This window comes from Acinetobacter sp. UBA1496, assembly GCF_002324975.1.
Taxonomy (GTDB): Bacteria; Pseudomonadota; Gammaproteobacteria; order Pseudomonadales; family Moraxellaceae; genus Acinetobacter; species Acinetobacter variabilis.
Map to the genome: position 1 here is coordinate 1 of NZ_DCRI01000102.1, position 4,413 is coordinate 4,413.

General features: G+C 42.1%; 5 protein-coding genes. 3 read left to right on the top strand and 2 right to left on the bottom strand.

Going from position 1 to position 4,413, the window contains the following annotated elements; all coding sequences use genetic code 11:
• Nucleotides 1–35 precede the first annotated feature (35 nt).
• Together B3143_RS12815 and B3143_RS12820 are read right to left on the bottom strand one after the other, a co-directional pair.
• Complete coding sequence (locus B3143_RS12815; RefSeq protein WP_005233815.1) at nt 36–563, bottom strand: hypothetical protein; 528 nt, start codon at nt 561–563, stop codon at nt 36–38.
• Nucleotides 564–634: 71 nt separating this feature from the next.
• On the bottom strand, nt 635–1,237 hold the full coding sequence (locus tag B3143_RS12820) for a 2OG-Fe(II) oxygenase (protein ID WP_286740812.1): 603 nt from the start codon (nt 1,235–1,237) through the stop codon (nt 635–637).
• A 113-nt stretch (nt 1,238–1,350) separates the two neighbouring features.
• Between B3143_RS12820 and B3143_RS12825 the strand changes: the two genes are divergently transcribed.
• From B3143_RS12825 to B3143_RS12835, 3 genes are read left to right on the top strand one after another with little or no spacing between them, the layout of a single operon-like run.
• A complete protein-coding gene (locus B3143_RS12825) occupies nt 1,351–2,208 on the top strand; it encodes a 23S rRNA (adenine(2030)-N(6))-methyltransferase RlmJ (protein ID WP_004786802.1) in 858 nt (285 codons plus the stop codon).
• A gap of 37 nt (nt 2,209–2,245) precedes the next feature.
• A complete protein-coding gene (gene pssA / locus B3143_RS12830) occupies nt 2,246–3,067 on the top strand; it encodes a CDP-diacylglycerol--serine O-phosphatidyltransferase (RefSeq protein WP_286740814.1) in 822 nt (273 codons plus the stop codon).
• 24 nt (nt 3,068–3,091) lie between these two features.
• Nucleotides 3,092–4,171, top strand: a complete 1,080-nt coding sequence (locus tag B3143_RS12835; RefSeq protein ID WP_286740816.1) for a DUF6670 family protein — start codon at nt 3,092–3,094, stop codon at nt 4,169–4,171.
• Nucleotides 4,172–4,413: the final 242 nt, after the last annotated feature.

Below are 4,413 nucleotides of genomic sequence, written 5' to 3' on the forward strand. Positions count from 1 at the left end.
AATGCGTAAGTCCTATAGGAATAGATTTCGTTGTTCTAATGCATACGGCTACGCAGAATCTGAATAAACCATTCCAGTTGACGATATTCATCAAATGCCGGATGCTGGCCTACCAGTTCATGGTCAAAATGGGCTGTTTTACTGTATTTATTTAGCCAGTGACGAGTCATGGCAGGTTCTTTCTTACTAGCAGATGCATAAGCCAAGAAGAAATAAATATCCGCATGCTCATAATTGGTCATCGGTTTTAGAATCTGCTGGGTAATGAGCGCATAACGATCTTCTTTGGTCAGCTCAAAGTAGATCATATAGGCTTTGGCCAGATGCAAAGACAGATTGATATACAAATCAAGTGGCATTTCTTCAAATTCAATCCGGCCCTGCTCCAGCAGAACAATCGCTTCTTGCAGGAAATGCACCTGCTCTTGACGTAACTGACTGATAGTCACCAGTTGCAGACGAAGATCAGCTCGTTCAAGCGCCAACTCAGGCGTATTGCCATTTAAAAATAGCTGATCTGTTTCACCAATGCGTGCAATGATCTCTTTGGGGGTTGGTCGCATGAACGCAGTCCTCATATCTCAATGATTGCTATATGAGGCTGAAAATTGAAATTTAAAGCGTGGAAAAAAGATTAGAGCAAATGGGTATTACTTCTTAGCCAGGCAGTGATTGATAAACGCTGGTGTTTGGCTTTTAAAACTTCATGCATTAAATCACTTTGGAAGAAGGCAATACGGTTTGGCTTAGGCTGGATAATATGCCATTGATCATTTTTATCCTGCAAATGTAGTTCGCCGCCCCAGTTATCTTGCCAATCATCATGTAAATAATAAACCGCAGAAATCATCCGGCCATTCTTGCCTTGAGGATTATCGCGATGCAGGGCATAGAACTCACCTGCGTTATAGCAGGCAAAATGGGCTTCCACATCTTTAATGCCGAGGAAGAAAGCGCGGTTCAGCTCATGACCTAAGGCCTGTAAGGTTTGCACATGCTGGTTAGAAATTTCCAGATCTTCATTGAGCCAGAGAATATGATCACTACGGATATTGCTAACTACGCCATTTTGAATGGCTGCATCACGAAAGCGTTCCAGATTGCTGGTACATTCAGCAATCAGCTGTTCAACATAGGATGGGGCATAAGCATTGTCGATCATGCTAAAACCATGCTGATCTAGATCATCAAGAATCTGATCAACTGGCCAGGTTGCCGGGAGTTGAACTGCTTCCATAGAAACTCACCTAGAAGGGTAAATTGGGGTTGCGCTATTCTATGTAAGAATCGGGTCTGAACGAAACTATTTTTCATGTTAAAATAGCGGTTGATATTAGGAATTAATGAAACATGAATTACCGTCACCATTACCATGCTGGCAACTTTGCCGATGTCATGAAGCATGTATTGTTGCTTCAATTATTGACTCGACTCAATGCAAAAGATAAACCATATCGCTATGTGGATACACATGGTGGTGCAGGTAAATATGATTTATCCACCTCTGAAGCGCAAAAATCAGGGGAATTCCTGAACGGTATTCATCGTCTGATCAAGCTAGATGATTCGGTCAAGCGTAATGCACCAGAAGGCGTACAACAATATTTAAAAATTGTTGAGAAAATGCGTGAAAACTTTGGTAAAGGTGCATATCCGGGTTCACCCTGGTTTGCGCTGGAAGGCATGCGTGAAATTGACAAGGCCACCATTTTTGAAATGCAACGTGATGTGTTTCAGCAGCTACGTCATAACATTTTTGACAAGCGTGCGGGTCTGCATGAGCGTGATGCGTATGAAGGCTTGCTCGCAGTCATTCCACCGAAAGAAAAACGTGGTCTGGTCATGATCGATCCGCCTTATGAGCTGGAGCGTAAAGACTTCCCTCAATTGGTTGAATTACTGGTTGCTGCTTATAAAAAATGGCCGACAGGCGTATTTGCAGTTTGGTACCCAATTAAAGACCGTGCCATGATTGAGCGTTTCGAGAAGAAAATGTTCAAGACCGGGATTCGCCGTCAGTTGGTATGTGAAATCTGTGTGTGGCCAGATGATACGCCGGTGGGTTTAAATGGTTGTGGTTTACTGGTGATTAACCCACCTTGGAAGTTCTCTGAAGATGCAGACGAAGCGCTGCAATGGTTATTCCCGCATTTGCGTATGCAAGAAAATGGCGGTCATGCTGCAGTTCGTTGGTTAGTAGGCGAATAATATTTTAAAGATCGGGTCATAGTTAGGATCGACAAGAATGACAAGTACAAATAAGCCGGAACACGAATCTTCTAAAGATTTGCCATTTGATGGCATCACCTTCGAGGTGGAAGAGGTAGAGCATACCCAGGAAGGGCAAAGAGTTAAGCGTCGAGGTATCTATCTGTGGCCTAATCTGATTACAACCGCTGCGTTGTTATCAGGCTTTTACTCGATTATTGCCAGCATGAATGGCGAGTTTCAGCAAGCTATTTATGCGATTTTCCTGGCGGCTTTGTTTGATGGTCTCGATGGTCGTGTGGCAAGAGCGATTGGGGCACAAAGTCCATTCGGTGAACAGTTTGACTCACTATCCGATATGCTGGCCTTCGGTGTAGCGCCAGCCATTCTCATGTATAGCTGGGGATTAAGTGATTTAGGTCGTATCGGGCTGGCGGCTTGTTTTGTCTATACCGCTTGTGCGGCTTTCCGTCTGGCACGCTTTAATGTTCAGATTGGCGTAGTGGACAAACGTTATTTTATTGGCGTTGCGAGTCCATTAGCAGCCGTCATTATTATTTCACTGGTCTGGGTAGGATTGGACTTCCCGACTGTGTTTGATATTCGTGATTCTACTGTACAAATCATTAATGCTGCGATTATTGTAATCGTGGGCTTATTGATGATTTCCAATATCAAATATTATTCATTTAAAACTGTAGAGCGTAGACGGGTACCGTTTTTTGTGCTGCCGATCGCGGTGTTTATCTTTGCAGCGATGACTTATAATATTCCAGTGGGGATTCTCGTGATCTCCGTCATCTATACCTTGTCTGGTTTCCTTACAACCTTTATGGCAAAAAGACAGAGTACCTTATAACAATATAAAAATAAGGAGTTTGAGATGCAGTTTCTTCAAGATTTTCTAGATCGTTCGAAACAGCTGAATCAGACTCCTGCTGTTTCCCCGCATAATCTTGCCTATCATGGGCCAAACCAGAAATATAAAATTATTCATCAAGGTTTGACACTTCCTGATCTGCCTGCACCTCTTCATTATTTTAACTTTTCGAGTATCATCGGTCAGCCTAATGCACCGATGTTGGCAAACCCGAGTGCTATTCAAACCAATGCACTGGATACAGTCACAGTAATCTGTAGTACCAGTCCGCATATGGCAGGACAATTAAATTGCTATTCAATCAAAAAGGATTGCAAGTTTCAGTATGGCCTGTTTCAGTTTCTGGATCGTGAAAAACTGACAGGCGACTTTCCGCATTTTCGTTTACAGCGTTTTGATTCTGAACTGAGCTTTGATCTCAGCATCCATACGACCAATCTGATTTCACACTTCACCCAAATGCGCTTTGCACTGGCTGATCATTGGTCTTTGCTCTGTTATTGTCAGGGTACCTTACATTATAAAGATCAGAAATATCTTATTGAGAGCTTAGGTAGTTTTGAATTTGCACGAAGCTTTAATTTTCCCTATTTGCCTTTAGCCTTTCTGACTTATCAGATTATTAACCTGAGTGAAGGACGACAATTATTGCTGGCACAAATTCGGGATAGTCTGAACAGCATTGTGCAGTCACGAATTTATCTGCGTGACCTGAAAAATATGACCAGTCAAATGTTCGATCAAAAAGTCTATTTCAAGGTGCATCGGGTTTATCCGAGTGTGACTACCCCAAATGGGCAAAAGATGTATCTGCCGCGTGAGTTTGAATGGTGCTATGAAGATGGCAAAGGAACACAGATCTGGTTGCAGGGACAAAGCCGGGGAGATTTCAAATTTGGTCTGGCTGCGGGTTATGTTGGAAGCTTTAATTACGAAGTCAGAATTAATGGCAAGACTGAGTATGGAGAAGGGGGCTATTGTGAATATATAGATTGCCGCTCCTTGCGCTTTCAGGAACACGATAAAAAAGAGAAATTATTAAGTACATTGGCCAATCCTGTACCTTTAATGCTCAAAAAATAGGGAAAATCGGCATTTTTGTAGAAATAATAATCAACTGAAGTATTTTCTTAAAAATAGGGGTTGCGCTTGTTTGGGATTGGTCTATAATGTACATCCATCGGCGGTGATGAAGATTAAAAACTTCTGATAAAACAGTAACTTAGTTAAGATTGGCTGAGTTGAGTTTTAGAAAGGAAGTTTAAAAATAGTTTAAATTACCAGTTGACACTTTAGAAATAAAGCGTAATATAGCCGACCTAGCT

Coding starts and splice junctions, on each gene's coding strand:
- pssA (WP_286740814.1), top strand. CDS start 2,246: ATGACAAGTACAAATAAGCCGGAACACGAATCTTCTAAAGATTTGCCA.
- B3143_RS12825 (WP_004786802.1), top strand. CDS start 1,351: ATGAATTACCGTCACCATTACCATGCTGGCAACTTTGCCGATGTCATG.
- B3143_RS12820 (WP_286740812.1), bottom strand. CDS start 1,237: ATGGAAGCAGTTCAACTCCCGGCAACCTGGCCAGTTGATCAGATTCTT.
- B3143_RS12835 (WP_286740816.1), top strand. CDS start 3,092: ATGCAGTTTCTTCAAGATTTTCTAGATCGTTCGAAACAGCTGAATCAG.
- B3143_RS12815 (WP_005233815.1), bottom strand. CDS start 563: ATGCGACCAACCCCCAAAGAGATCATTGCACGCATTGGTGAAACAGAT.